This is a genomic window from Aristophania sp. ESL1142, from assembly GCF_058107345.1.
This window is the reverse complement of record NZ_JBYLUH010000001.1, coordinates 140,073-164,896: the sequence shown is the minus strand read 5'-3', so window position 1 is coordinate 164,896 and position 24,824 is coordinate 140,073. Positions and strand designations below refer to the sequence as shown.

The following is a 24,824-nucleotide window of genomic DNA, read 5'->3' as shown; positions in this document are numbered from 1 at the left end:
GCGATAGAAATTCACTAAATATCTTTTATACAATTTACATATAAACAGATTATAAAAATGGTAACATATTTTCTAAGTTTTCTTACAGCTATATTTCTTATAAAGTAATAAAATACCTACGTAACTACCTTTAATTTCTTGTAGTGTTATTCAAATAGTAATGAAGAAACAATACGTAGAAATAAAAGTGTCATATTAAGAAAAAGACAATTACCCGATTAGGCAAGTGACTGATCAAAAAGTGTCAGTTTAGAGTTGATTGCAGATAATCGTCTATCGTCTGTAGAAAGTAGCTTTGCAGCACATCACGTTCATTAATATAAGGATATTGCTTAGTTTCCTTAATTTCGAAAAGAATAAAGATCAGACAACATAAAATTTTATCCTTACGAAGTTTTTACCGCTTTCTGATAGATCAGTGCATAAAGAGGTAAAACCAATATGCCCCAAACCCATGCCAAAATTAAGTATGAATTAATCACAGATGTTGGTGATGCAAAAGCACAGGTTATGAGAATAGATATAACAGTGAAGTTTATAAAAATTATGGTCCTTTTTCTGATTATAAAAGGAACAATAAATAATAAAAAGCATACCCAAATACCCATAGGAAAAAGTACAGACATTTTATAATAAAAATTTGTTATTTTTGCTGAGAAAAATGATTGCCATTTATAATCTTTGACTAAATCTAACGTATCCGCAAAGAGAGGATAATATGTTGGTCTTATATGAAAATTTTTATGATCATCAATAAATATTAAATTCTTGTTTTGATAACGATCAAAGATTTCATATGTAGGCCATAAAGATAATTTGGTAAGGCGTTCTGAGATTCTAATTATTTCTGGACGTGGATCATTTATAATATCTTTTATTAGATGTTTTTTTATGTTCTTATAGAAAATATTAACTTGTTTTTGATCAATTTTAGATACTTTTCCCCAATAAAATTTATCTTCTGTAAAGTTACAATATGAATCTATACCACCTATACTTGAAAATAAACTGATATCTTCTGGCTCTAATGTCTTACAATTAATATAAGGTCTGATAATGTCTAACATGCTCATAAGCTTATAGTTTCTTGTAATACTATGGACATCTTTATGCATTATTGTTGGTACAATGATATTAATAATAAAAAATACTAAAATAATTTTTGTTATTAAAAGTGATAAGCTAATTATTTTCCTGGTTTTATAAAGTTCGTATATTATAGAAAATATAACAAATATACAATATTCAGGGCGCATAAGCGCAGCACTAACAAGCATTATGTATCCAAGCTTCCCTGGAGTCCGGTTTTGGCTTAAACGTACGCCTATTATAATAAAGGCTGAAAAAAGAATTTCTGCAGCACTATAGATCCGCTGTGGAACAAATAGCATAGCAAACATCGTTGGACTTAATAGTTGAACGAAAAAATATAAAGTCAACCAATATTTACCGTTTTTTATTTTAATTAAATGAGAACACAAGTAAATACTAACACATATATACAAAATAACTTGTGGAAACTGAATAAATAGTGGCAATAGAGGGTAAAATATATATTGTTCTATCATATATGCAGAAGAGTACCAAATCGTAAAACCCTTAATTAAAGGTTTAGCTATTACAAAATCTGCAGAAAAAATTGCTGGAAATACAGATATATATTGGAATATAACTTGAACTATAATAAGTATCGCAAACAAGTACACTGATTTAACTGTGTTAACAATATTCTTGTAATTGATTGCCGTTTGAAAAAAAACAAAAGCACATAGAGCCGAAAATATAATTCCTGAAATAATTAAATTAATTCTAATTTTTGAAATTTTTCTTAAATTAATTATATTCAAACCATTATGTGTTTTAACAATAAAATTACGTTTTAAATGATTTCGTGAGGTAATAAAAAGCTCATCTTCTGAAGAAGATCTTATAGGAAATTTAATGCCTACATTTGGATCTACTAGTCGTGTGGACCACCAAGGATCAGAACCTGTATGATTAAGAAGTAAGCCAGGTTGTTTGATCTTTATGCAGGAAAAGGATGAAACATTTATATTTAGAGGACATATATTATCGTCTGGCAATATTTTAAAAAAAATGTTTTTTTCGTAATGCTCAAATGCCACAAGAGGTTGACCATCACGTTCAACTCTTATCAATCCATTTCCAGACGTGCCTCTGTTCCATGCTAGCTTTTGATCGAATATAATTGCTTTTGGGTCATGATTTTTTTGAAAATGTGTCAGATCTGGATTATAAAACGAACCAGATGACGCGTCTGTACCGTAACGTGAAAATATTTCTGTATTATCGGGTGTATACCAGGCGGGGATTTCTAATATGGAGATAATGATAAAAATAATCAAAGACAATAATTTTATAAATTTTTTTTTGCTGTAAACGATAGACATATTATTACCATTAAATGACTATTATAAGAAATTAAATATATTCTTTTACAGAAGTAGGTGGCGAGTGAAGGAAATTTTCCACCTGTTCTGGCGTGCCTAGCATACCAACTTCCTCAAGGAGAATGTCTGTAATAGTTACTTTTTTGTTATCATTAATTAAACGGTTATAGATAGGGGCTATATAGCGTTCACCCTTTTCTATCCCATCAGGACGTGCGAAATGCTCTTTATATGTGGTGCGATATAGCTGAATGCTTTTAAACCAGTAGAGCCCTAATGTTGCGAAATCAGAGATACGAACTTTTTCACGTACTTCAGTTACGGTCTGTTTATGATCAAGTTTCACAAATGACCAGCCATCTCCTGGGGCTCGAAAACAAGGAATCCAACCATCACAGGTAGATGGATCTGGAGGAGTCATGAGAGAGGGAGTAACGTAGGTGTCGATATTATAAACCGCAAAGGGAAGCTCATTGTTTGCCTGCTCTGTTAAGAGTAGAGCGGACGTAGCCTGACCATCTGTTACGTCATTTAGCTCAATAATCTGGTCCACAATGATGCCCAGTTTTTGACAACGCTCCATAATATAAGGCTTTGCACCGGTATCTTTACGCGTGACAAAACGGAAACACCATTTCTGGTCGCGAAAGGCTGTCAGGCTGAGCATAGACCAGTCAAAGAGCGGACGCCCAAGGACCTCAATTTCATATTTTGGTACGGTATAGCCTGCTTTTGTGAAGCGAGATCCCATTCCAGCCATTGTAATCGCCATGATACCGGTCATGTTTACCCCTGCGCTATGCGGTCGCGAGCAATGAGTGCTTTTATAGCATCAATGTCATTTTCAACAAACTCTCTGGGACGAATTGAACGATCATCAATATAAAAGCCTTCTGTGCCCGGCCATGGCTTACCTAAATGTAGTTCATCGAAAGGGACATCATGACGTTGCAGCCATTCCAGCAATGTCGGGCTGACTGTTTTGGTAATTTGGCCTAGATTGCCGTTATTGGATCGCATGCCTCGTGATGAATTGAGTACAATGCGCCAGCCATCAGCATGCATTTGTCTGAGACGTGCAATTATACGAGGTTCAGGGGCGACATCAGCATAGTCACACCCTCCTGATTTAATGTCACATAATGTGCCATCAATATCTACAACGAGAACTTTGTCTTTACCAATCATGCTATTTTCTCCAGATCGTTCAGAATCCTGGCAGCCGTTAATGCAAAACCGGCTAGTTTTTTTGGTCTATCGGCATGCAGGGGTAACATTGAGAGAAAAAGAGAAAGCTCAATGGCCCGTACAGAGACTATATCAATTTCAGCTTCGTTCAATCGTCGCAGAAAGGCGTCTTTGGCCCAATTGGGTGGACCGCCTGCATCTAGATGACAGTCTAATGTAAGTGTATCATTGAAATTACAGTTAAAGAGATCATTATTAATAAAATCATAGCCGCCCACAATTGAATGGCTGAATTTGGCTATATCATAGAGAGGGTGCATCAATCCAGATTCAAGGTTTATGGCTCCGCGTGGGTCGATGAGACGCATAAGTCCTAATCGTTTGTCAAACAGGATGTTTGAAAAACAAGGGTCTCCATGGCCGAATACGAGATGGGGATCTGGGAAGGATCTGATTGCTTTTTCAATATAGGGTGTTGCTGCTGCCTGCATGGTCCGAATACCGCCTCGTGGACCGGATGCCTGAAGGATCGTGTCTAATGTCTTTCCTTCTTTCATTGTCAGAAAATGTTCGATTCTGGCGTCCAGTTTCCCCAAAATGTGATTTCGGCCCGCAGATATCGTCTTTTCCCGGTTTGCTTCTCCCTTCTTACGAGAAGAAAGAAATGCGAAAAAACAATCAAGTAATAACTCTAAATCGTCGCGTTGGAGGGCGCCGTGAACAAACTGGATTGCCACATCGGGGATGGATAAATATTCCATTGAGTATCCTGCTTTCCCTTCTTCTCTCCAAAAATCGAATGTTGGGATAAGAAAGCGTTTCATTTCCTCAGGGGCGATATGGAAATATTTATATTCAGCTTCCATCTTGGTGATATCAGATGAACTTTTGCGAAAAATACCTTTTTCTGTGGAGCTTTGGTTGAAATATCGTGTTTCTGTTGACCCTTCTAAGAACCGGAACAGGTTTTTAGGCTCTCGAATATCCACCATGTTAAGATGATCAACCATAACAGGGGCATTTTCAGCGAGTTGGAGAAGGATATTGCGTTGTTCTTCCATATTTCTGGCGCGAAAAAATATAATAGCATCTTCCATTTTTAAAACTATAGGAGCGGAATCGCGACTCACTGATGCCAAAAAAGTTGTTCCTAACGCAAAAGCTGATTTTTCAATAATCAATGCAAGCTTTTCCATATGAAGTGGTGCGATACAGGAAGGTATTACAAGGTAAAATTTCTTATTTTTACAGAGTTCTATATCATCTGCCAGAGCTTGAGCCGCTTTGTCTGTATCAATGATTAAGAAGTCAACATGTGCCTGTTCTGCTGCTGAACGGATTTCTTTCCAAAAATGTGTTCTACGCCGAACTATTTTTGAAAAAGAAACATTTCCTATAATTGATTCTATTTCAGAAGGGGGAGGAACCCTGTCATCCAGGATGACAATCATATTATGTGACATATTTCTTTATTCTTTACTGAACCGAGGATCAACGCAGATAGTTCTTAAGATACGTGTAAGGAATCCATAAATTGCCGCAGGCCATGAGGCGAGGATAACCAAAATACAGCTTGCTGCCGAGGCTGCAAGAGCTGGGTCTATATGGGGTGATGTGGCAGCATGCCATTCCTGTGTTACGCGGTTGATTAAGAGCAGGGCTGTATTATGAAATTCGGGAGGAAGCGTTATGTGTACAAAATAAGCTGTAGCGGCTAGTTCTAATCCCCATATAGCTGCGGTAATCACGATTAAGGTTGCACCCTGCCTATAGAGTAGATTTTTCCCGTCAATTGTAACCAGGCGCAGCTTATCGATAAAATGCAGAGTAAATAGTGTATTCTTTTCTGCATGATTAATTACAATATAATTTTGAAGACTGGCGAGTGCTTGAGGTAATATCAAAAAACATATCCCGTCCATAATTAAAATTAAGGTCGTCATAAATTCTATTATTCTAATGTTGTTATTTAAATTTATATGTATATATTTATTTGTCATTATAAATGAAAGCAGGGATAAAATGGCTATAGCATCAAAAATGCGATCTAATATAATGACGATAATTGATTTTGATATTTTCTTACTTATTAAACATAAGGCTGAAAGACGGAAAATTTCTCCTAATTTAAAAGGTATGATATCGACAAAAGGGACAATGGTGAAATAAAGATAAAAAACCGTTCGTGCCGGTATTTTTAGAAGAAAGCTTGATATAATACATAAGCGAATGGCTCGTAAACAATGAACAAAGGAGTAGATCATCATTGAACATATAATAGCCATTACAGAAAAAGATGGCCTAAATAGTTTTGGACCAAAATATTTTATGGCAAAGAAAAAGCACATGAGGCTTATGATGGTTGCGATAAGGCGTAACCAATAAGTTTCCCGACATGGGTAAGACCTGAAACAAGGAGTCTTTTTTACCTCGGATTTTGCAAGTCTGGCTGAAAAAAGCATGGTTTCAAAAATGATCCGTTTTAGGTTTTACGTCTTTATCATTAGGCCATGCTTTAATCACGGTAGAAGGGTAACCACTCCATTTTATATGTCGGTGATCATCAGTTTGAAATTTCGAGGGGGATATAAGACGGTGCCAGAGCAGGCCTAAAATTTGGAATCCCATACGAGAAAGCTTTGCATTAGAAATTTGGTCTTCCTCTCGCCATGTAAGAGGAAAGAAAGCTAACCTGAAGGGCTGGGCAGCGATGGCCAAAATCAGATAATAGTTAAAGGTTAAATCGTCTGCAAAAAATCTGTGAAATCCATTTTTAAATGTGGATAAACGAAATAGATTTAATCCAGACCCAAGATCATAAAGGCGTTGTCTGGAAATAAGAGAGAAAAGCATATTAAATAGCTTATTAGCGCCCGTGCGCAGCATAGAATACCCTTTTAGGTGCGCTCCTTTCATAAAACGTGCACCCATTAGAAAGTCGAGCTCTTGGTATGTTTTGTCTTCCAGGTAGGGAAGAAGGTCATCAATACTTCCTTGGTCGTCTCCATGTAAGACGATCAGAAAATCATAATCATGCTTTTCCCCGAATTCTATTGCGACTTTGTGGGACCCGCCAAGACCATAATTATGATCGTTACGCAATAATGTACGGTGGGATATCCCCCGGAGTGATTCTAAACCGACTTGAGCAGCCTTAAGGGTTTGGTCGGAGGACCCGTTATCAATGCAAACGACACCATCAACAGCATCTGTGATCTTAGGATGGGATAATTGTTTAAGAACACGAGAAATCTGTTTTTCGCAATTATACATCGGAACAAATATAAGTATTTTATTTCTGTATTCCATAAACTTTCCAATATTTATTGAAGTATAAAATCAAAAATTAATTAATTTTATTTATTATAAAACGCATATCATGATTTATTTATCAAAAGAAAATTTTGTCCCCCTTTTTCTTCAAGGAAGGCATAAATTGCCATGTGATCTCTCCTTTCTGACTGATAGAAATAACATATTAACGATTATGCCAAAAGAGATACCATGCTTTCTCTTTAATAACTGTTTCTTTCGTGCATCTCCTGTGTTTCTATAGCTTAATGACTATGATTTTCGGCCAGTCGATAAATTTTTTGTCGCAAAATGTCGTCTGGAATTTGCCTAAAAACTGTAGGATTGATGATCTTCAGGGATTAAAAGCTGTCCTTCCAGATGATGTTGTCTGGAAAATGCCCTGAGGCGTGCACGTGTGAGAACGGCATGATTAACAGCTTCCATATGGCTTGCTATGACAGTTGCATAGGGGGCAGCTATGCAGACTGATCTGACGTCATGCTCATCCATAATAATGGATTCTCCTGTCTTAAGCTGGGCATCGCCGGCATTGAGGATGATAATATCAGGATGATAATGTATTAATGCCTGTTCAACCTGCTAATTCCAGACTGTATCGCCAGCGATATAGAGAGTTTTTTCGTCAGGATGTTGAAAAACCACGCCAGAAACCATTCCCAGAAGCTCCTCAAATCGGGCCACGGTGGCTTTGCTGCCATGAGTTCCGTTGGTTTTATGAAGAGTCACACCTTCAAAGTTTGTGTTTTCAGTCAGAACATGCACGTCTTTGAAGCCTTGTGAGCGAAGCAGATCAGCATCTTGCTCATGTTGGGTAAAAATGGGGATTTCTTTTGGTATCAGGATAATCGCGGCTTCATCCCAATGGTCGGGGTGGGTATGGGTTGTGATAACAGCGTCCACATCAAGGATTTCACTCATGGGTGTTTTTAAGGAAGTGCGTGGATTGGAAAGGTGGGCATTTAAAGTGCCCGCAAAGCCGGGATAAGCTTCTTTTTCTGCAAGATAGGGGTCAATGAGAAAGCGTTTTCCACCATAGATCAGCCGTAAAGTTGCATTACGGATTTGCGTGAGTTTCATTGATTTTCTCCATTAAGGACCAAATAGTCCAGAATTAATTAAAAAAATATCAGTCAAGTAAGGACAGAAAAAGAGAAAGTTTTTCCTCCATTATGGCGTTATCCCCTATCAGGGAGGTGAAAATCTGCAAGCCCGGAAACCCGAGGATAAGCAGAGAGGCCAGTTTTCTGGCATCATGGCGGACTGTAATGGAGCCTTCTTTCTGACCGCGTTCAATTGTAAGGGCCAGGGCAAGTTCAAAGCGGTTAAAATCCTCTTCAATTCTTTTTTTGACAGCCTTGTCATGAGGGGCCAATTCAATCGCCTGATTAATTCCCATGCAGCTGCTCCCTTTTTCAGGGTCTCTAGCATCAGCAACAATCATACGGAAAAAGCGTTCAATGCCTGTTCTGGCATGTTTATCTGCGAAGATTTTTATCATGTCCTGATAACGATCTTCGCGGTAACGGTCAAAAGCTTCCAGAAAGAGATCATATTTACTGCCAAAGCTATTATAAAGGCTGCTTTTGCTCAGATTAGTCGCCTTCAGAATGTCGGATAAAGATGTACCCTCATATCCATATCGCCAAAAGAGCTTCATGGATTTCTGCAAGACATCTTTACGGTCAAATTCCTGAGGGCGTGCCATAAATTATCCTCGATTGATCTCTGCGTCTGAGTTTAATAATTTTGAACCTATGAGTCCATAACTATTTTCTACTCTTGTCATTATGACGTTATGGGAGGAATGCTTTCGTTAATTCATTACAGATATGTCCCAATCTCATTAATAAATGTTATTGAGCTCCCAAGCGCTACCGGGGTTTATATGACTTTCTGAAACCCTGCCTGGCTGCGAGACAGAAAATTTGTGAGCTATATTCATGGACAAGCCTACCACCGAAGCTGCCGGTTCGCCTTCGGTTCTTCATCCAACCAGATTGGACAGACCTCAAAAATTCGTTTTCCGAATTGTTATTGCCGTTGCTATTGCGCATTTTCTTAATGATCTGCTTCAGGCAGTCCTGCCGTCACTTTTTCCCATGTTGAAGAGTAATTACAAACTAAGTTTTACGCAGATCGGATGGATTGCCTTCATATACCAGTTTACAGCCTCTCTTTTTCAGCCGTGGATAGGACTTTATACGGATAAACACCCCAAACCATATTTACTACCAGTGGGTGTGATCGCAACATTAGTAGGTATTGGTTTGTTGGCTATATCACCGACTTATAGCATGTTGCTGGTTTCTGCGGCTGTTATTGGTATTGGATCGGCTAGTTTTCATCCAGAAGCATCACGTATCGCGCGTATGGCCTCTGGAGGGCAGTTCGGTACAGCACAGTCACTCTTTCAGGTTGGGGGTAATTTCGGTTCTGCCATCGGGCCATTAATCGCATCAGTAGTGATTCTGCCTTATGGTCAGGCGGCTATTGGCTGGCTAGCCTTTGCGGCGATCGGTGCCATCTGGATTCTTTTTGGCGTTACAAAATGGCGTATAAGACATGGCTCTATGACAAGCATCGTAACGCGTTCTGGAAAATGCCTTTCAGCTTATGACCATGTCACGATTTTACGGGCTATGGTTGTTATTGCTGTGCTGATGTTTGCCAAATTTATTTATATTGGCTCATTCCAGAATTACTTCACCTTTTATCTGATTAAACGCTTTGACCTTACGGCAGCGCAGTCGCAGTTTTATCTGTTTGCTTATTTGACGGCTATTGCGGTTGGTACTTTTGCGGGAGGGCCGATTGGTGACCGTATTGGGCGCAAAGCGGTTATCTGGGTTTCGTTTCTTGGGGTTGTACCATTTGCATTGGCTCTGCCTTACGTAAATCTCTTTTGGACAGCGATTTTTGCCATTTTGATAGGGCTTATTCTTTCTTCAGCTTTTTCGGCTCTTGTGGTTTATGCGCAGGAATTAATGCCTGGTCGTGTCGGTCTGGTCTCTGGTGTTATGTTTGGGCTTATGTTCGGCATTGGGGGGATTGGAGCCGCCGGTCTTGGCTACCTGGCTGATCTTTATGGGATCATCTGGGTTTACAAATTTACGGCATTTCTTCCATTGCTTGGATTTGCAACGGCTTTACTGCCCAAATCACGGGTCCATCCGTAAATTTTATCAAAGGAGAGATGTGTTTAGAGGCACTCTCTCCTTTCATTCCGTTTTTATGATAATGTGCTGCCAGGTTGGCCGAGGCTTGTGGAATGTTCAAAGCGCAGGGCTGTTTCTGGGCGGGCAACATTAAAGGCAGCATGTGTGGCCATGGCACCTTCTGAAAAACCTTGTAGGATCAGTTTCAGTTTCCCTGGATAGGTAGCAATGTCACCAATAGCAAAGATCCCGGGCGTACTCGTTTCCAATGTTGCGGGGTTAACAGGGATTGTATTGCGGTGAGTCTGTATGCCCCAGCGTGCAATAGGCCCCAGATCCGTTGAGAGGCCGTAAAAAGCGAGAAGGTGGTCAACATCCAGCCTTTTTACAGTGCCATCAAGTGAAATCACATCAATGGATGTGAGCTGGTTATTTTCACCATTGAGAGCATGAAGCTGGTAAGGGACAATTTTTTCGATCTTACCTTCTCTTACCTTCTCTTCAATGCGGGCAAGTGTCTCTGGCGCACCGCGAAATTGTTCGCGGCGGTGGAGAAGATAGATATGCTCGGAAATATCAGAGAGTAAAAGTGCCCAGTCCAGAGCAGAATCCCCTCCTCCAGCAATCAGGAGGCGTTTGCCAAGAAAGTCATCTTTCCTGCGAATGAAATAATGAACACATCCTCCTGTCTCATAGGCTTGCAGACCTTGAAGGGGGGGGCGGTTCGGGCCAAAGGCACCGGCACCAGCAGCAATGATAACGGCTTTGGCTTTTACACGGTCACCGCGCTCATTGGTGAGGATGAAATCCCCTCTTGTTCCTTCGAGGGAGGCAACACGGCTTCCCAGAATTCTGGGAATTTCAAACGGAGCAATCTGTGTTTCCAGAGCATCAATTAAGGCACTTCCGGTAATGGCAGGATGCGCAGGGATGTCGTAAATCGGCTTTTCTGGATAAAGCGTTGCGCACTGTCCCCCGACATAGGTCAGAACGTCCATCAGCACACAGTTAAGGCGTAACATACGGCACTCAAAAGCGGCAAAAAGGGCGGTAGGGCCAGCACCGATGATAGCGATGTCAGTATCGTAAAGAGAAGTCTGAGTCATGATTAATGTTACATAGGGCTAATAAGTTTATTAGGCCAGTCCCGAAGAAAAAATCTTTTACATTCTAAATATTCTTGATCCGAAATGAATTGACTTATTCTTTCCCTTCCTCACACAATCATTTCCATAAAATTGTAATATGGTTTGGGAGAGCTTTGAATGTCTGATCGTCGAACTGTTACGTTGATTTCTGGTGATGGAATTGGTCCTGAAATCACTGAAGCGACAATTTCCGTGCTTGATGCTCTTAAAGCTCCCTTTGATTGGGACATTCAGAAAGCCGGAATGACAGCTCTCGAAGAATGTGGAGATCTCCTGCCAGAAGCAACATTGGAAAGTCTCAGCCGTACAAAGCTTGCCCTGAAAGGGCCGCTGACAACACCGGTGGGGAAGGGGTTCCGTTCTATCAATGTGACCTTACGCCAGCGTTTTGATCTTTATGCTAATGTCAGACCAGCCAAGACTCTCTTGCCGGGAGGACGGTTTGAGAATGTTGACCTCGTTGTCGTGAGGGAAAATATCGAGGGTCTTTATGCTGCCATGGAGCATTATCTCCCTGTCGGAGGAGACCCTGAAGCTGTTGCCTATGGGGCCGGGTTTAATTCTCGTCAGGAATGTGCCCGTATTATTGATTTTGCCTTTACCTATGCCCTCAAGAATGGTCGCAAAAAAGTGACTCTGGTCCATAAAGCCAATATTCTTAAAGCCTTGAGTGGCATTTTTCTTCATGAGGGGCGGCGTATTGCAGAGCATTATAAAGGACGGATTGCCTTTGAAGAACGTATCGTGGATGCCTGTGCCATGGAGCTTGTCATCAAGCCTGAAACTTATGATGTGGTCGTTACTACGAACCTGTTTGGTGATATTCTTTCCGACCTGGCAGCTGGGCTGGTAGGGGGGCTGGGAACAGCACCTGGCGCGAATATCGGTCCAGGAATGGCAATATTTGAAGCAGTGCACGGGTCAGCACCTGATATCGCAGGGCAGGACAAGGCTAACCCTCTGGCTTTGTTGCGTGCAGCGATCCTGATGCTTCGTCACTGTGGGTATGAAGGACAGGCGATAAAGCTTGAGGCTGCTATAGAGCATCTGATTGTTAAGGAAGGTGTGAGAACTTTTGATCTTGGTGGAAGTGTCGGCACTAAAGAATTTACAAAATTACTGATTCAGAACCTGGGAGCCTAAGAATGACTGAGAATGCTGATTTATGGCAAACGCTGAATGTAGCTGGAACCTCATATCGTTATTTCAGTCTGAAAAAATTAGCCTCAAAGACAGGCTCATTAGAGCGACTTCCTTATTCTTTGAAGATATTGCTGGAAAATGTTGCCCGCCAGAAAGATGAAAAAGGCGTTCAGGCTTTCGGGGCGTGGATGGAAACAGCCCATTCAGATCAGGAAGTTCCTTTTATGCCGGCCCGGGTGTTGATGCAGGACTTTACCGGGGTTCCAGCGATTGTTGATCTTGCAGCCATGCGTGAGGGGGTCAAAAATCTTGGCGGCAATCCGGAATCGGTTAACCCCCAGATACAGGTTGATCTGGTGATTGATCACTCTGTGCAGGTTGATGAGGCAGGGCGCCCTGATGCACTTGCCCATAATATGGCACTGGAATTTGAACGCAATCGCGAGCGTTATCAGTTTCTGCGCTGGGGGCAGAAGGCGTTTCAGAACTTTCGTGTTGTGCCTCCCGGGGCTGGGATATGCCATCAGGTTAATATTGAATATTTGGCGCCTGTTGTGTGTCAGGAAGAGACAGAAGAAGGTTCAATCCTGTTTCCGGACAGTGTTTATGGCACAGATTCTCATACAACCATGGTGAATGCACTGGGTGTCCTTGGCTGGGGCGTCGGTGGGATTGAAGCAGAAGCAGCTATGTTGGGGCAGGCAAGCTCATTGCTTATTCCTGATGTCATAGGAGTAAAGCTTGTGGGCCAGTTGCCAGAAGGGGTTACGGCAACCGACCTTGTTTTGACCATAACCAAGGCCTTGCGCGCCAAAGGTGTTGTCGGAAAATTTGTTGAGTTTTATGGTCCTGCCCTTGATAATCTGCCTTTGGCTGACAGGGCCAGTATTGCCAATATGGCACCGGAATATGGGGCGACTATTGGCTTTTTCCCGGTCGATCAGCACACATTGGATTATTTACGCCAGACAGGCCGCTCCGAAGAGCAGATCACTTTGGTTGAAGCCTATTGCAAAGGGCAGGGTCTTTTCAGGGAAGCTGCAAGTCCAGAACCCCGTTTTACCGATCGCGTGGTCATTGATCTGGCGATGATAGAGCCCTCTCTTGCAGGGCCCAAACGGCCACAGGACCGTCTTTCACTTAAAGATGTTCCGAAATCTTTCCAGGACCTCCTGAATGTTCCAGTTAATCAGGAAGAGCGTCAGAGGGTCGTCCCTTCTTCCAAAGGTGATTTTTCGCTCTCTCATGGGGCCGTTGTCATTGCTGCAATTACGTCCTGTACCAGCACATCCAATCCTGAATTACTGATTATGGCGGGGCTTGTCGCCAAGAAAGCATGTGCCCTGGGGCTGAAATCCAAACCATGGGTCAAAACATCTCTGGCTCCGGGTTCCAGGGTGGTGACAGATTATCTAAGCAAGGCGGGGTTACAATCTTCACTGGATGCTCTGGGTTTTCAGACAGTGGGTTATGGGTGCACGACCTGTATTGGGAATTCTGGTCCTCTTTCTCCTGATGTTACGAAGCTGATTGAAGAAAACCATTTGTTAGTAGGGGCTGTCCTTTCGGGAAACCGCAATTTTGAGGGGCGTATTTCGCCTCATGTGCGGGCTAATTATCTGGCCTCACCACCGCTTGTGGTGGCCTATGCGCTTCTGGGACGGATAGATGAAAATATTATGGATGCTGTTTTGGGCCATAAGCCGGATGGAAGCGCCATAACACTCTCAGACCTCTGGCCTGCGAGGCATGAGGTCTCTGAAGTTATGGCGACTATTCTGAGCCCAGAGGAGTTCAGGGACTGTTATAGCAGGGTGACGGAGGGTTCACCGGAATGGCAGGCTTTGGGGGGAGGCAGTCATTCAGCCCTTTATGAGTGGGATGAAAGATCAAGCTATATCCAGAAACCTCCTTATTTTAATGATATTTCCTCTGAAGTTCTTCCTGTGGAACCTATCAGCAATGCTCGTATTCTTGCCTTGCTGGGTGATAATGTCACGACCGATCATATCTCTCCAGCCGGGGCGATCGCCTCAGAGTCTCCAGCCGGATTATATCTGAAAGAGCATGGGGTCGAAAAATGTGATTTCAACTCTTATGGGTCTCGCCGTGGGAATGACCGCGTGATGGTAAGAGGGACATTTGCCAATATCAGACTGCGTAATGAAATGGTCTCAGGTAAAGAGGGAGGATATACGCGTCTTTTCCCAGGGGGGCAGGTTACGACCATTTTTGAAGCCTCAGAATTTTACAGACAGCAGAATGTGCCTTTGGTGATTATTGGCGGGCAGGAATATGGTATGGGATCTTCACGTGACTGGGCCGCGAAGGGGACAAAACTGCTTGGCGTAAAGGCGGTTATTGCTGAAAGTTTTGAGCGTATTCACCGCTCTAATCTCGTGGGGATGGGCGTGTTGCCTCTCACTTTCCCTCAAGGTGTTAATAGGAAAACCCTTGGCCTTACAGGAGAAGAAACGCTTACTCTTGAAGGAATGGAATCCCTATCCCCGCGCGTAGAGGTTTTACTGGTCATTAAAGATACAGAGGGAAAGATTGTAAAACTTCCTCTTCTCTGCCGGATTGATACGTCTGATGAGCTTCTGGCTTATCGGAACGGAGGGATTTTGCCTCTGGTTGCGCGTGATCTTGCCCGGTAAGGGAGGAAGCGAGCGGGTTCCAGAAAGAGACAGACTATTTGTGAGGAACGTCGCGTAAGATAGCGACTTTTTTCTCAAGGAAAGGTAGGATAAGGCCATGCAATTAATCCTCCTTTCCCCTGAGCAAACTGTTTTTTTTGCGAATCTTCTGGCAAGCTGCGTACAAAAAGGAGACTGTCTGGCCCTGACAGGCCCCTTAGGTGCTGGTAAAAGTACTTTTGCACGCGCTTTTCTGCGTGCTGTTGCGCAAGATCCTGCTCTTGAAGTCCCCAGTCCCAGTTTCTCGCTCGTTCAGGCTTATGAAACTCCTTTAGGGGCGGTGTTTCATTATGATCTCTGGCGGCTTTCAGGCCCTGATGAGCTTTATGAGCTGGATTGGGATGAAGCGTGCGAATCCCTTATGATCGTAGAATGGCCAGACCGGGCAGAAACGCTTTTGCCTGCCCATGCCCTGCATATTGAATTTAACTATGGTCACGGCGAAGAGGAACGTTCTGTCACCTTGAAAGGGTGGCCGGAAGAAAGATTACAGTTCCTGAAAGCAGGGCTAGGGCTATGACCATTGCCACGATACCGGCCTCATGCCCGTTTTTGGATTATGTGGCCCGGTTCTGGCTTGAAAAGCAGGGTCCCACTTTAGCAGAAAACCAGTCTGAACTGAGCGCGCGTGGCATGATTCTGGTGCCTGGACGAAGGGCGGCCAGAGCCCTGATGGAAGCTTTTCTGCGCGTTCTGGATGGCAAAGCAGCTCTATTGCCAGATATTATTGCCATTGGTGATGTAGGTGAAACAGATCTTTTCCCTTTAGCCCTTGAAGTCGAGACGCCTCCCCCTGTTGAAGCCAATCGCCGCCTGGCGGTTTTGGCACAGTTAATTTTACACGCCCCCCTTTTCCAGTCAGCGCGGGATAAAATCAGTCTCGAACGTGTTTGGCCTTTAGCCCAGGCTCTGGCTGAGTTGATGGATGAAGCTGAGCGGTGCGGCGTTGATTTGAAAGAAGCCCTTCCAGGCGCAGTTGAAGAAGAATTTGCCCATCATTGGGAACAGACTCTGCTGTTCCTCCAGATTGTAACGGATTTCTGGCCCCAATGGCTGAAAGAACAAGGGTTGAGTAATCCTGTCGCGCAGCATAGGTCTCTCCTTGAAGCGCATGGAAAATTTTGGCAGCAAACACCTCCTTCGATGGTGATCTGGGCCGTTGGTTTTTCAGATGGGATGGGAGGGATTGCTGAATTTCTGAAAATTATAGCATCCCTGCCTTTGGGGACAGTTATTTTACAGGCCGTTGATCTGGAACTCGATCAGGGCTTGTGGGAAGCTTTACCAGAATCACATCCGCAATATCCTTTTTTTGATCTCCTAAATCAGATGGAGCTTGACCGCAGTGCCATAGATTTATGGGGCGAGAGTCATTATTCTGCCCGCGAAGAGCTTTTGCGTACTGTCATGCTCCCTGAAAAGGGACTGTCACGCTGGACAGAGCTTTGTGACTGTTCAGCCCTTTCGGCCCTTTCTCTTCTGGCAGCCTCTGACATACAGCAGGAAGCAGGAGCCATAGCCCTTATTTTAAGAGATGTTGCCTCTCAGCCGGGGCGGTCAGGAGCCTTGGTGACGCCTGATCGTGATCTGGCATATCGTGTCAGGGCAGTGCTTCTGCGTTATGGGATTCATGCCGATGATAGTGCCGGTACTTTACTGAGCCAGACGCCGGTTGCTGTCTTTCTGCGTCTGATAGCGCACGCAGCAGCGAATGAGTATGCGCCTGTTTCATTACTGGCTGTCCTGAAACATCCTTTCGCTTCCTTGGGGTTAAAACCGGGAGTGTGTCGTTCTTTAGCACGTCTTTTGGAGCGTCATGTTCTGCGTGGTCCCACTCCTGAAGCGGGATTCCCCGGCCTTTATGCTGCGCTGGAAGAACGTGTTTCTCCCGAGAGAGGGGTGGGGGAGGATGAGAGATCCCTTTCTCTTCAGGAAGAACTGAAGCAGTTCCTGCAAAAGCTGGAAAAGGCATTTGCTCCTTTATTGTCCCTTACGGGTTTTCAGGTCATGCCGGTCTGGCTGGAGGCCCTGATTGAATGTGCAGAAATGCTTTCTCTCTCAGAAAGGGAGGGAGAGGAGCCCAGCCAACCCTTATGGCAGGGGGATGATGGGGCCATGTTATCGCACCATCTAGCTGAACTCATGATCTGGACAGGAGACTTACCGAGTGAGGGGATAGAGGGTGTTGAGGGGTTTTTGACGGTCTCACTATCAGGGCTTGCATTGCAGGGGTTGAAGGGACATCAGGGAGGGGTGGAATTAGCCCATCCCCGTATCTCCATTCTCGGTGTGCTGGAAGCGAGATTGCTTTCCTTTGATACCGTGATCATGGGAGGATTGTCAGAGGGAAACTGGCCGCCTTCGGTTAATCCCGGTCCCTGGCTCAGCCGCCCGATGAGACATAAGGTTGGTCTGTTCTCTCCAGAAAAAATTATAGGCCAAAGTGCACATGATTTTACGACGACCTTATTAGCATCAGAGAAGGTCGTTCTCGCCTATGCCCGGAGAGAGGCTGGAAAACCAACGGTTATTTCTCGCTGGCTTGCCCGCTTTGAGGCTTTTCTTTCAGGTCAGACAGTCCTTTCAGGAGAGCCGAAACAGTTACAGCCCCATCCGGCCCTGCAATGGCAGCAGGCTCTTGACCTTCCTTCAGGCGATGCGTGTCCTGTTCACCCACCGCAACCTCGTCCCCCGGTTGCTTTAAGACCTAAACGTTTTTCCATTACAGATATTGATATGCTTGTGAAAGATCCTTACGGACTTTATGCAAAGCGTATTCTGAAATTAAGAGCCTTGGATCCATTGGAAGAAGAGGCTGAACAGATCATATTTGGTCTCATCGTGCATAAAGCCATGGAAGAGATGGTGAATGCTCATACTTCAGAATGGCCCCGAAATGCCCAGAAAGAACTGGAAGGCTATTTTGAGAAAGCTCTAAAGGGCATTTCAGTCAAATCAGCCTTGAAAGCTTGGTGGCAGCCACGCCTGAAAAATATCGCTTCCTGGGTATGTGAACAGGAAGATTTGATGAGGGGAAAAGGGCCTTCTTTCCGTTCTTATACAGAAATTGCAGCAGAGTGGTACGGTGAGCTTTCTTCAGGCCGAAAATTCCAGTTAATAGGTCGGGCTGACAGGATAGATCTTATGAATCCTGATGGGCAGGGGAATGTGGCCGCCCGCATTTTCGATTATAAAACGGGTTCACTCCCAGACAAAAAAGACGTTTTGCAGGAATGGAGCGCCCAGCTTGTTTTGGAAGCAGCCCTTCTGGCAGAGGGGGCATTTAAAGGATTACCTCCAGCCCAGACTCAGGAACTGATTTACTGGAAACTGAGTGGGGGGGCAAAATCGGGTGAAATCCGTGAGATATCAGCCTTTGGAAACAGGCCAGATAGTCTGGATTTCGTAGAGACTGTTTTATCCCATGTCACAAACCTTCTTGAGGATTATGACAGGCCCAGGCAGGCTTATCTTTCAAGGCCCAGGATTAACCATGTTCCCCGTTATTCAGATTATGGACAGCTCGCTCGCGTTGATGAGTGGTTTTATAATAATGGGGAAGGATAGGTAATCTGGTATGGTTGTAAATTCTTTCCCCAGAAACGAAGCGATTAAACAGGCAGATCAGGCGCAGCTTCAGGCGTCTGATCCGCGTGCTTCAGTGTTTGTTTCGGCTTCAGCAGGGTCTGGCAAAACAAAATTGCTGATTGACCGTCTGCTTAGATTAATGCTGCCGATGGTTCATCACCATGAGGGCAAAACACATATTATTGATGGCGCTCATCCTGGACGGATTCTCTGCCTGACCTATACCAAGGCAGCTGCAGCTGAAATGGCCGGGCGCTTGCAGGCGCGCTTAGGAGAATGGGTTTCCCTTCCCGATGAGGCGCTTGGGCAGCAGCTTGAAAGGCTTGATGTTCCCAATACAGAGCAGACCCGGCAGAAAGCGCGTGGTCTGTTTATTAAAGTGCTGGACCTTCCCGGTGGGTTGAGAATTGAGACCATTCATGCTTTTTGCCAGTCACTTTTGCGTCGTTTCCCCCTTGAAGCAGCGCTTGACCCGCATTTTTCTCTCGTTGAAGAGACTGATAGCAAGATGATGCTGGCTCAGGCTCTTGAAGGAGAAATCGCGGCTCGCCCCAAGAGTGTCACGGCTCTGGCGGGGCAGGTCTCTTTGGAAGAGATGGTCAAGACATTAAGCGGTTTTCTTGAAAAACGTGATATTTTGTCAGAGCTTGCAAAAGAATGGGCCTTAAGGCCCGCTCTTTATAATGAGATTTATCATTCGCTTTTCAATTTGCGTGGAAAAAGTCAGGAGAGGTTGGAGGAAGAAGATCGGTCATCACCATTTGAAGCGGATATTTTAACGCAGTTGGAAATCGCCGCGCCTGCAATGAGTCAGTCGGGGCGCCTCAAAGCTACACCACTTCTAGAATGGTTGAGACAAACGCCTTGTGAGAGAAAGCTTTTTTGTCTGGAAACTGTTTTTCTGAAAGATGATAAAGGCAAAAAAACCAGAGCAATGAATGCAATCGCTGGGAAAGAGGCGCAAAAGTTGGCTCCTGCTCTTCTCCCTCTTTTGGAAAAGGAAGCGCAAAGGCGTCTTGAGCTTTATCAAATGAGAAAATCCCTGGAATTGATAGAGCTGAATAAAGACCTTCTTGAACTGGTATTTCCTGTTCTCCAGCGCTTCCAGCAGGCTAAAAACCAGCGTGGTGGTGTAGATTATAGTGACTTGATCACTTATACGCGCGCGCTCCTGCGTGACCCGGGTGCCTCTTGGGTTCTGTATAAGCTTGATGGCGGTATTGACCATTTGTTGCTTGATGAAGTGCAGGATACGTCAGGTTTGCAATGGGAGATTGCTGGGGCATTAACAGAGGATTTCTTTACGGGAGAAACTGGGCAGGGTGAAAATGTCCGTCCGCGTACAGTCTTTGCGGTGGGAGATTTCAAACAGTCAATTTACAGTTTTCAGGGGGCTGAGCCGGAACAGTTTCATCATTGGCGCCAGAAATTCGCCTGGCGTGTAAAACAGGCGGGCCTCCCCTGGTGTGACCCGGAACTGAATGTCTCTTTCCGTTCAGTTCGACCTGTTCTGTCATTTGTTGATCATGTTTTTATGAACCAAGCGGCTTCAGAGGGACTGCTTGAGGAGGGGAAAGATAAACCAAGGGCACATATTTCAGCCAGACCAGGGCAAGGGGGAAAGGTTGAATTATGGCCGCTAGTCCCGTTGCTGGAAGAGGAAAATAGTGAAGAGTCCCCCTGGCAGGCCCCGCTTCATAATCAGAGGCAGCAGAGTGCCATGCAGCGCCTGGCAGAAACACTCGCACAATGGATTAAAGAGCAGATTGGTAAGCCTCCTCAGACAGGAAAACCGCCTCTTAAAGCAGGTGATATTCTGGTGCTCGTGTCAAAACGTTCAGACTTTATTCCAGTCTTGATCCGGGCGTTAAAAACGCGTTCAGTGCCAGTTGCAAGCTTTTTACGGACCAAGGTGACTGAACAGCTTGCCGTGCGTGATTTGCTGACCCTTTGTGCAATGCTGTTGCTTCCACAGGATGATTTAAGTTTGGCGTGCGTTTTAACATCGCCCTTTGGTGGTGTTAGCGATCAGTCATTAATGGCTTTGATAACAGGTCATGGAGATTGCTCCCTTTTAGGTCAGAAGGGACGCGCCTTATGGGATCTATTGCGTGAGCAGCACCAGAAGAAAAAGGACTGGCAGGAAGCTTGGGAGCGTTTGAACGCTTTATATCGCCGGGTCGATTTCGATACGCCATATGAATTATTGATGCAGGCTTTGGGTCCTTTGGGGGGACGGGCTCGTATTCTGGCGCGGCTGGGGGCAGAGGCTTCAGATGCGATTGATGAATTGCTGACGATGGCTCTGGATTACGAGAAAGAGCATACGTCCTCTCTTCAGGGGTTTCTCAAATGGATGGAAGAAAGTGTCCTTGATACTCGCCGTGAGGCTGAAACGGCCTCTGATGAAGTCAGGATCATGACCGTTCATGGCGCCAAGGGATTGCAGGCGCGGCTTGTGATTCTTCCTGACACGACGGCCTTACCGGGCGAGGGGGATAGCCTTTTATGGGTCGATCATGAGAGGGCGTCTTATCCACTTTGGGTTCCACGCGCTGATTTTGCTACGGATTTCGTAAAAAAACTAAAAGAGAAAGAGCGTAAGAAGGCGTTGGCTGAAAATAACCGCCTTCTTTATGTGGCATTGACACGGGCAAGTGACTGGCTCGTTATTTGTGGATGGGAAAGAAAAAAAGCTCCCAAAGATCATGCTAACTGGCACAGTCTCTGTCAGCAGGCTTTTGAACGGCTGGAACATAAATCAGTTGAAGACTGTTCGCTCGGTTGGGGAGGGCAGAGATATATTTTGCAGGAAGCCCCTGAGGGGGAAGAAAAGGTGCAGCGACCTGCCCAAAAAAGAAAAGAAATTCTGCCTCTGCCGGATTGGGTGGGAGTGGCACCTTTCTGGCGGGCAGAAGCCCCTCCTCAGGAAAGTGCTCTGGCACGCCCTTTAACGCCAAGTCGTCCGGAAGGGATTGAATTTGGCCCATCTCCGGCAGCGCGCTCTCCATTAGAGATTTTGCAGAAAAAAGATCATATGATTCTGGAGAAGTCCGGTCGGGAAAAGGCACTTCAGCGGGGGCAGATGATTCATCGGCTGCTGCAACGCCTTCCAGAAGTTCCCCCTGACGTTCGAATGGAACTGGCGCGCTCCTGGCTCTCTCGTCCAGCCTGGCAGTTGAGTGAGATAGAAATCACTCATTTTCTGAGCTCTATTTTCACAGTGATGAATGACCCTACATTAGCGCCATTATTTGGTCCTCAAAGCAGGGCAGAGCAGTCCATTTCTGGAACATTATCTCTGCCTTCAGATGGAGGTCTTCAATCAGAAGGACGGGTCGTACTGGGGAAAATAGACCGCTTCTGTCTTGAACAGGACAGGTTATGGTTATGTGATTATAAGACAGGCCGCTTTCCGCCGCGTCGGGTTGAAGAAACTCCTTTACCTTATCTGCGGCAGATGGCTGCCTATAGAGCTATTATGATGCAGATCTATCCCAACCATCATGTCAGATGTTTTTTGCTCTGGACTGAAGGGCCGCAAATTACAGAGTTGCCGGCAACATTGTTAGAGAGACATCTTTGGGGTTAAATTAGGTAATTGAAACAATGGTCGGGACGAGAGGACGCTCTTGTGCTTTCCTACCGAATTTACAATATCACGTTAAGGGCCGTATGAAGACGGCATAATAGAAAGGGTTTCCTTATGGCTGGAACAATTGCAGTAACGGATCAGAGTTTTGATTCGGAGGTTTTGAAAGATTCAAGCCCGGTACTGGTGGATTTTTGGGCTGAATGGTGCGGTCCCTGCAAGATGATTGGCCCAGCTCTTGAAGATATTGCTATTGAGTATCAGGGCCGTCTGAAAGTTGCGAAGGTGGATATTGACACTAACCCGGAAATTCCTACCACCTATGGGATCAGAAGCATTCCGACCCTGATGATTTTCAAAGCTGGTAAGCTCATTGCGCAGCAGACAGGGGCTTTACCAAAAAGTCAGCTGAAAGCATGGATTGATCAGCATTTAGGCTGATTGATATTTTTAAGCTGAGTGTGCGACTATAGCGGGTTCAGGAAGGATTGTGTAGAAGAGGGTCATGTCTATAAAATCTGTTTTTCCTGAACCTGTTTTACTCACTACTTCCGAAGATGTTGCACGTTTCTGCGATTCTGTCAGTCAGGAAAGCTTCGTGACAATTGATACGGAGTTTGTGAGAGAAAAGACCTATTGGCCGAATCTCTGCCTTGTTCAGATCGCTGGAGCTCATCAGGTCGGCCTGATTGATGCCTGTATTCCTGGAATTGATCTGTCTCCATTAAAGACTCTTCTGGCGAAGCGTGACTGTTTGAAAGTCTTTCATGCAGCACGCCAGGATCTGGAGATTTTTCTTCATATTTTTGGGGAACTGCCTGTCTCCCTTTTTGATACGCAAATTGCTGCGATGGTGGCTGGATTGGGAGAGCAAGTTGGTTACGACACCCTTGTCGGGTCATTAACCGGTGCACAAATTGATAAGAGCCACCGTTTCACAGACTGGGCGAGGCGTCCATTAAGTAAGGCACAAATTGCCTATGCAGCTGCTGATGTGACCCATTTGCGGATGGTCTACCAGCTTTTAAAAGAAAAACTTGATGAACAGGGTCGCTCTGGCTGGGCGACTGCGGAGCTTGAGACGCTTCTGGCAGAAGAAACTTATTGCCCTGATCCATATCAGTTATGGCGCAAGTTAAAACCCAGAACGAATAGCCGCCGTATATTGGGTATTTTGCAGGAATGTGTTGCCTGGCGTGAGTATGAGGCACAGCGTCTTGATTTGCCCCGTCAACATATAATCCGTAATGAAAGCCTGTTGGAAATTGCAACAGTAAGACCAAAAAGTCCTGAGGAATTAAGTCATATTCGGGGCGTTTCAGAAGGGTTTGCTACGGGGTCTCTCGGGCGTGGTCTGTTAAAAGCCGTTACGAAAGGTGAGACAAAGGATTCGGAAGAGCTTCCTGCGCTTCATAATAAGAAAAAGCCTGAAGTAAAGAAAATTTCTTCCCATATTGTAGCACTTCTTAAGGCACTTCTGGCTATGAAGAGTGAAGCCCACTCTGTTGCTTCAAAACTGGTTGCATCAGCCGATGATCTTGAAAAAATGGCAGGAGGGGAGACCGATCTTCCAGTTTTTCAAGGGTGGCGTTATGAGGTTTTTGGTAAGGCGGCACTGGCTCTTCTAAATGGAAAAACGGCTCTGTTCGTTCATGATGGGGACGTGCATATCAAAGCGTTATCTCCAGAAAATTCATCCATAGAAAGTTCTGGTTCCTGACAGGAAAAGCTTTGGTTTATCTGAAGGTCTTTGCTATCACAGATGAGAAAGACTGATGGCCTTTGGGGAAGGCTCAGGGCACTATGACAGATTTGGCAAGAGAAGGAAGCGGAGTGTATGGACTGGACAGATGATCTCATCGCCAGACTGAGGGATTTATGGAGTCAGGGACTCTCTACGGCTGAAATTGGTCGTCAGCTCTCCATTACAAAAAATGCGGTTGTAGGAAAGGCGCATCGTCTGGGCTTGCCGCCACGCCCATCTCCGATCCGCAATAAGAATGCTGAAGGAGGGGATTCGACACCTCCTCAACGTAAGCCTGTGCCTTCACGGAAGAAAAAAACCAAAGAATCAGACCCTTCAGATCAGGCTGAAGCGGCATCGACCAGTGCTGAAAAAGCTAAAAAGACGAAGACTGTTAGTAAAAAAACAGAGAAATCTGAAACTGATCAGCCTACTCTGCCTCTGGAGGCGAACAAAAATGACGTTTCCAGGAAGGAGCCTTCTGTTGAGTTGAAGGCTGAAAAAGAGAAGAAAGTGCCTGAAAAGAAGGTAACCTCTTCTAAGGAAAAGGTAAAAAAGGCCAAATCGGAGCCTGCCCATGAAATTAAACCGATTGTACGTCCTAAGAGAGTGCGTGATATTATGGAAAGTCCTTCAAAACGTGGACCTTCCTGCCAGTGGCCTTATGGAGATCCTGGTACGCCTGAATTCCGTTTCTGTGGTGCGAAACCTCTCACAGGGAAGCCCTATTGCGCAGAGCATGCAGCCATTGCCTATGTGAGAATACGCGATCGTCGTGAGGGTTAAAAAAAACCTGATTGATTTTCAAGGAACAAAAAAAGCCGCCCATATCTAAGGGTGGCTT

General features: G+C 44.7%; 19 protein-coding genes. 9 read left to right on the top strand and 10 right to left on the bottom strand.

Annotated elements, in window-relative coordinates; all coding sequences use genetic code 11:
* Nucleotides 1-386 precede the first annotated feature (386 nt).
* From AC3B6P_RS00735 to AC3B6P_RS00695, 9 genes are all read right to left on the bottom strand, one after another.
* Nucleotides 387-2,411, bottom strand: coding sequence for a hypothetical protein (locus AC3B6P_RS00735; protein ID WP_489804253.1), 2,025 nt, complete (start codon nucleotides 2,409-2,411; stop codon nucleotides 387-389).
* A 31-nt stretch (nucleotides 2,412-2,442) separates the two neighbouring features.
* Nucleotides 2,443-3,195, bottom strand: a complete 753-nt coding sequence (locus AC3B6P_RS00730; protein ID WP_489804252.1) for a glycosyltransferase family 2 protein — start codon at nucleotides 3,193-3,195, stop codon at nucleotides 2,443-2,445.
* A 2-nt stretch (nucleotides 3,196-3,197) separates the two neighbouring features.
* Nucleotides 3,198-3,599: an HAD family hydrolase gene (locus AC3B6P_RS00725; RefSeq protein ID WP_489804251.1), complete on the bottom strand. Its 402-nt coding sequence runs from the start codon at nucleotides 3,597-3,599 to the stop codon at nucleotides 3,198-3,200.
* Nucleotides 3,596-5,062, bottom strand: a complete 1,467-nt coding sequence (locus tag AC3B6P_RS00720) for a hypothetical protein (RefSeq protein WP_489804250.1) — start codon at nucleotides 5,060-5,062, stop codon at nucleotides 3,596-3,598. Before AC3B6P_RS00720 ends, AC3B6P_RS00725 begins: the two co-directional genes overlap by 4 nt.
* A gap of 6 nt (nucleotides 5,063-5,068) precedes the next feature.
* A complete protein-coding gene (locus tag AC3B6P_RS00715; protein WP_489804249.1) occupies nucleotides 5,069-5,866 on the bottom strand; it encodes a hypothetical protein in 798 nt (265 codons plus the stop codon).
* A gap of 199 nt (nucleotides 5,867-6,065) precedes the next feature.
* A complete protein-coding gene (locus AC3B6P_RS00710) occupies nucleotides 6,066-6,908 on the bottom strand; it encodes a glycosyltransferase family 2 protein (RefSeq protein ID WP_489804248.1) in 843 nt (280 codons plus the stop codon).
* Nucleotides 6,909-7,220: 312 nt separating this feature from the next.
* Nucleotides 7,221-7,403 carry a hypothetical protein gene (locus AC3B6P_RS00705; protein ID WP_489804247.1) on the bottom strand — a complete coding sequence of 61 codons (183 nt, stop codon included), beginning with the start codon at nucleotides 7,401-7,403 and terminating at the stop codon, nucleotides 7,221-7,223.
* Nucleotides 7,404-7,493: 90 nt separating this feature from the next.
* Nucleotides 7,494-7,991: an MBL fold metallo-hydrolase gene (locus AC3B6P_RS00700; RefSeq protein WP_489804246.1), complete on the bottom strand. Its 498-nt coding sequence runs from the start codon at nucleotides 7,989-7,991 to the stop codon at nucleotides 7,494-7,496.
* 49 nt (nucleotides 7,992-8,040) lie between these two features.
* Nucleotides 8,041-8,619 carry a TetR/AcrR family transcriptional regulator gene (locus AC3B6P_RS00695; protein ID WP_489804245.1) on the bottom strand — a complete coding sequence of 193 codons (579 nt, stop codon included), beginning with the start codon at nucleotides 8,617-8,619 and terminating at the stop codon, nucleotides 8,041-8,043.
* 235 nt (nucleotides 8,620-8,854) lie between these two features.
* Between AC3B6P_RS00695 and AC3B6P_RS00690 the strand changes: the two genes are divergently transcribed.
* Nucleotides 8,855-10,090 carry an MFS transporter gene (locus tag AC3B6P_RS00690; protein WP_489804244.1) on the top strand — a complete coding sequence of 412 codons (1,236 nt, stop codon included), beginning with the start codon at nucleotides 8,855-8,857 and terminating at the stop codon, nucleotides 10,088-10,090.
* Nucleotides 10,091-10,143: 53 nt separating this feature from the next.
* On the opposite strand, the gene AC3B6P_RS00685 is transcribed toward AC3B6P_RS00690, so the two are convergent.
* Nucleotides 10,144-11,175: an NAD(P)/FAD-dependent oxidoreductase gene (locus AC3B6P_RS00685; protein ID WP_489804243.1), complete on the bottom strand. Its 1,032-nt coding sequence runs from the start codon at nucleotides 11,173-11,175 to the stop codon at nucleotides 10,144-10,146.
* Between the two features lie 159 nt (nucleotides 11,176-11,334).
* Here AC3B6P_RS00685 and AC3B6P_RS00680 point away from each other — a divergent pair, with 159 nt between their 5' ends.
* The 8 genes from AC3B6P_RS00680 to AC3B6P_RS00645 all read left to right on the top strand — a co-directional run bounded on the left by AC3B6P_RS00680 (nucleotide 11,335) and on the right by AC3B6P_RS00645 (nucleotide 24,766).
* Complete coding sequence (locus tag AC3B6P_RS00680; RefSeq protein ID WP_489804242.1) at nucleotides 11,335-12,360, top strand: isocitrate/isopropylmalate dehydrogenase family protein; 1,026 nt, start codon at nucleotides 11,335-11,337, stop codon at nucleotides 12,358-12,360.
* A 2-nt stretch (nucleotides 12,361-12,362) separates the two neighbouring features.
* Nucleotides 12,363-15,017, top strand: a complete 2,655-nt coding sequence (gene acnA, locus AC3B6P_RS00675; RefSeq protein WP_489804241.1) for an aconitate hydratase AcnA — start codon at nucleotides 12,363-12,365, stop codon at nucleotides 15,015-15,017.
* A gap of 97 nt (nucleotides 15,018-15,114) precedes the next feature.
* Nucleotides 15,115-15,576 carry a tRNA (adenosine(37)-N6)-threonylcarbamoyltransferase complex ATPase subunit type 1 TsaE gene (gene tsaE / locus AC3B6P_RS00670; protein WP_489804240.1) on the top strand — a complete coding sequence of 154 codons (462 nt, stop codon included), beginning with the start codon at nucleotides 15,115-15,117 and terminating at the stop codon, nucleotides 15,574-15,576.
* Complete coding sequence (gene addB, locus AC3B6P_RS00665; protein ID WP_489804239.1) at nucleotides 15,573-18,623, top strand: double-strand break repair protein AddB; 3,051 nt, start codon at nucleotides 15,573-15,575, stop codon at nucleotides 18,621-18,623. Before tsaE ends, addB begins: the two co-directional genes overlap by 4 nt.
* Before the next feature lie 10 nt (nucleotides 18,624-18,633).
* Nucleotides 18,634-22,236: a double-strand break repair helicase AddA gene (gene addA, locus AC3B6P_RS00660; RefSeq protein WP_489804238.1), complete on the top strand. Its 3,603-nt coding sequence runs from the start codon at nucleotides 18,634-18,636 to the stop codon at nucleotides 22,234-22,236.
* 114 nt (nucleotides 22,237-22,350) lie between these two features.
* Nucleotides 22,351-22,677: a thioredoxin gene (trxA, locus tag AC3B6P_RS00655; RefSeq protein WP_489804237.1), complete on the top strand. Its 327-nt coding sequence runs from the start codon at nucleotides 22,351-22,353 to the stop codon at nucleotides 22,675-22,677.
* Between the two features lie 64 nt (nucleotides 22,678-22,741).
* Nucleotides 22,742-23,956, top strand: a complete 1,215-nt coding sequence (gene rnd / locus AC3B6P_RS00650) for a ribonuclease D (RefSeq protein ID WP_489804236.1) — start codon at nucleotides 22,742-22,744, stop codon at nucleotides 23,954-23,956.
* Between the two features lie 117 nt (nucleotides 23,957-24,073).
* Entirely contained in the window at nucleotides 24,074-24,766 is a 693-nt protein-coding gene (locus tag AC3B6P_RS00645) for a GcrA family cell cycle regulator (protein WP_489804235.1), read from the top strand.
* Nucleotides 24,767-24,824 lie beyond the last annotated feature (58 nt).

What these genes read in the sequence shown, in the direction of transcription:
- AC3B6P_RS00735 (WP_489804253.1), bottom strand. Translation starts at nt 2,411, where the DNA reads ATGTCTATCGTTTACAGCAAAAAAAAATTTATAAAATTATTGTCTTTG.
- AC3B6P_RS00730 (WP_489804252.1), bottom strand. Translation starts at nt 3,195, where the DNA reads ATGACCGGTATCATGGCGATTACAATGGCTGGAATGGGATCTCGCTTC.
- AC3B6P_RS00725 (WP_489804251.1), bottom strand. Translation starts at nt 3,599, where the DNA reads ATGATTGGTAAAGACAAAGTTCTCGTTGTAGATATTGATGGCACATTA.
- AC3B6P_RS00720 (WP_489804250.1), bottom strand. Translation starts at nt 5,062, where the DNA reads ATGTCACATAATATGATTGTCATCCTGGATGACAGGGTTCCTCCCCCT.
- AC3B6P_RS00715 (WP_489804249.1), bottom strand. Translation starts at nt 5,866, where the DNA reads ATGATGATCTACTCCTTTGTTCATTGTTTACGAGCCATTCGCTTATGT.
- AC3B6P_RS00710 (WP_489804248.1), bottom strand. Translation starts at nt 6,908, where the DNA reads ATGGAATACAGAAATAAAATACTTATATTTGTTCCGATGTATAATTGC.
- AC3B6P_RS00705 (WP_489804247.1), bottom strand. Translation starts at nt 7,403, where the DNA reads ATGGATGAGCATGACGTCAGATCAGTCTGCATAGCTGCCCCCTATGCA.
- AC3B6P_RS00700 (WP_489804246.1), bottom strand. Translation starts at nt 7,991, where the DNA reads ATGAAACTCACGCAAATCCGTAATGCAACTTTACGGCTGATCTATGGT.
- AC3B6P_RS00695 (WP_489804245.1), bottom strand. Translation starts at nt 8,619, where the DNA reads ATGGCACGCCCTCAGGAATTTGACCGTAAAGATGTCTTGCAGAAATCC.
- AC3B6P_RS00690 (WP_489804244.1), top strand. Translation starts at nt 8,855, where the DNA reads ATGGACAAGCCTACCACCGAAGCTGCCGGTTCGCCTTCGGTTCTTCAT.
- AC3B6P_RS00685 (WP_489804243.1), bottom strand. Translation starts at nt 11,175, where the DNA reads ATGACTCAGACTTCTCTTTACGATACTGACATCGCTATCATCGGTGCT.
- AC3B6P_RS00680 (WP_489804242.1), top strand. Translation starts at nt 11,335, where the DNA reads ATGTCTGATCGTCGAACTGTTACGTTGATTTCTGGTGATGGAATTGGT.
- acnA (WP_489804241.1), top strand. Translation starts at nt 12,363, where the DNA reads ATGACTGAGAATGCTGATTTATGGCAAACGCTGAATGTAGCTGGAACC.
- tsaE (WP_489804240.1), top strand. Translation starts at nt 15,115, where the DNA reads ATGCAATTAATCCTCCTTTCCCCTGAGCAAACTGTTTTTTTTGCGAAT.
- addB (WP_489804239.1), top strand. Translation starts at nt 15,573, where the DNA reads ATGACCATTGCCACGATACCGGCCTCATGCCCGTTTTTGGATTATGTG.
- addA (WP_489804238.1), top strand. Translation starts at nt 18,634, where the DNA reads ATGGTTGTAAATTCTTTCCCCAGAAACGAAGCGATTAAACAGGCAGAT.
- trxA (WP_489804237.1), top strand. Translation starts at nt 22,351, where the DNA reads ATGGCTGGAACAATTGCAGTAACGGATCAGAGTTTTGATTCGGAGGTT.
- rnd (WP_489804236.1), top strand. Translation starts at nt 22,742, where the DNA reads ATGTCTATAAAATCTGTTTTTCCTGAACCTGTTTTACTCACTACTTCC.
- AC3B6P_RS00645 (WP_489804235.1), top strand. Translation starts at nt 24,074, where the DNA reads ATGGACTGGACAGATGATCTCATCGCCAGACTGAGGGATTTATGGAGT.